Source organism: Nocardia barduliensis, from assembly GCF_013315795.1.
In the GTDB taxonomy this organism is placed as follows: domain Bacteria; phylum Actinomycetota; class Actinomycetes; order Mycobacteriales; family Mycobacteriaceae; genus Nocardia; species Nocardia barduliensis.
On the sequence record NZ_JABLTE010000252.1, the window covers coordinates 1 to 1,726 of the forward strand.

The following is a 1,726-nucleotide window of genomic DNA, read 5'->3' on the forward strand; positions in this document are numbered from 1 at the left end:
CGGCTGCCCCCACTTGTAGGGGCTGACCTGCACCGTCACCGCTGCCGCGAGGTCCACCCGCGCTGCACGACCTCCTCGCTGACCGGCTCGAACAGCATGCGCACGACCGTCATCGTCAGCTCGCGGCCGTACTCGTTTCGTTGCTGCGACCCGTTGACAGCGCGACGCGGATAACCGACTGATTGCCGAAGCCGTCACCGAACTCGCAGCCGCCGGTAACCCCGCACCGGACACCGGCACCCTTCGAGGAGACCTCTTCAGCGTGGGCGTCGCCCGAACAACGCGAGACAGGGCGGGACCTGGTCGCATCCCTGGACGGCATGCTGGTGCGGTACCGGCACAAAGCCCGGCAGCCTGGTGGAGTTGGCCGAATACCGCTACCGGCGCACCGGCGGCAGTGCCATCGCGAGTTCCCCCCGGCGAGCAGCCCGCCACCACCGTTTGCCGGAGTCGACGCCACGCTGGACCTTGCGCACAGTGGGTACTTGTGCGAGCAGGTGCAGTTGATATCGCCACGGCATTTGCAGCCCGTGGCGAGCCGCCATCGCATAGGCGAACTGCACGGCGCTGCGGTCGAGGTACCGGTCGGCGTGTTCGAACCAGAACATGCTGGTGCGGGCGGCGGCCTGGATCGGGCGCAGCGCGGCTCGCCGCTGCGCGTCGTAGTTCTTCAGCGCGTCGGCGATTTCGGCATGCTCGTACAGGTTCTGTGCGAGCACCACGGCGTCGATGATCGCCAACCGGGTGCCCGAACCGATGGTGAAGTGGGTCGTGTGCGCCGCATCGCCGAGCAGCACCACGTTGTCCTCATACCAGGTCTTGTTGGTTATCTCGGGAAACCGGCTCCACCGTGCGAACTGGCCTCGTGTCTTGCTGATCAACGAGTGACCGTCGAGGAGTCGCGTGAATATGTTCTCTAGAACGCGCAAGCCCGTCGAGTCGTCCAGGGAATCGAATCCCAGTCCATGCCAAGTCTGCGGTTGGCACTCGACTATGCAGGTGCTGATCTTGTCGGCGACCGACGGGTAGGCATGGAACCAGATCCAACCGGCCGAGGTGTGTTGGAAGGCGAAGGTGAATCGGGTGAAGACCTTGTCCGTACCGAGCCAGATATATCGATTCGCGCCGAGTGCGACGGACGTGCCGAAACGATGATCACCCAGCTGCCGCATCCGGCTGTTCGCGCCGTCGGAGGCGACGATGAGATCGGTGTCGTAGAAGCCGGACAGATCATGGACCTCTCGCCCGTGCCGAACATCGACACCCAGGTCGCTCGCCCGTCGGGAAAGTACGTCGAGCAATGCCGCGCGCCCCATGCTGAACCCGTAGCCTCCGAAATGCGCGGTCTGGTTGTCGCCCAGATGGATTTCCTGTTCACGCCATAGGACCGACCCGGCGCGCACGGCCTGGGCGCTGTCGGGGTCATTCCGATACAGGATGTCGAGCAGGTCGTCCCAATACACGACGCCCCAGCCATAGGTGGACCCGAGAGGATCGCGGTCGATCACCGTGATGTCATGGGCCGGGTCGCGCCGCTTCATCGAAATAGCGAAGTACAAGCCGGCCGGCCCACCGCCGATACACACGATCTTCATCTCGTCACCAGCTTCAGCCCGGTTGGTCGAACCCGGTTCACCTGATCGGTCTTCGATGCGACCGAGCCCGGCACGCTATGCGTGTCCGGGCTCGATCACCGGCGCTAGAAGCTGCCCCAGCCGCCCCAGCC

At 64.8% G+C, this 1,726-nt stretch carries 1 protein-coding gene; it reads right to left on the reverse strand.

Annotation, left to right across the window (positions count from 1 at the left end):
* Window positions 1-377: 377 nt before the first annotated feature.
* Window positions 378-1,541 (reverse strand): FAD-dependent monooxygenase, encoded by a 1,164-nt coding sequence (locus HOV91_RS39020; RefSeq protein WP_217441612.1) that lies wholly within the window; start codon window positions 1,539-1,541, stop codon window positions 378-380.
* Between the last annotated feature and the right edge of the window lie 185 nt (window positions 1,542-1,726).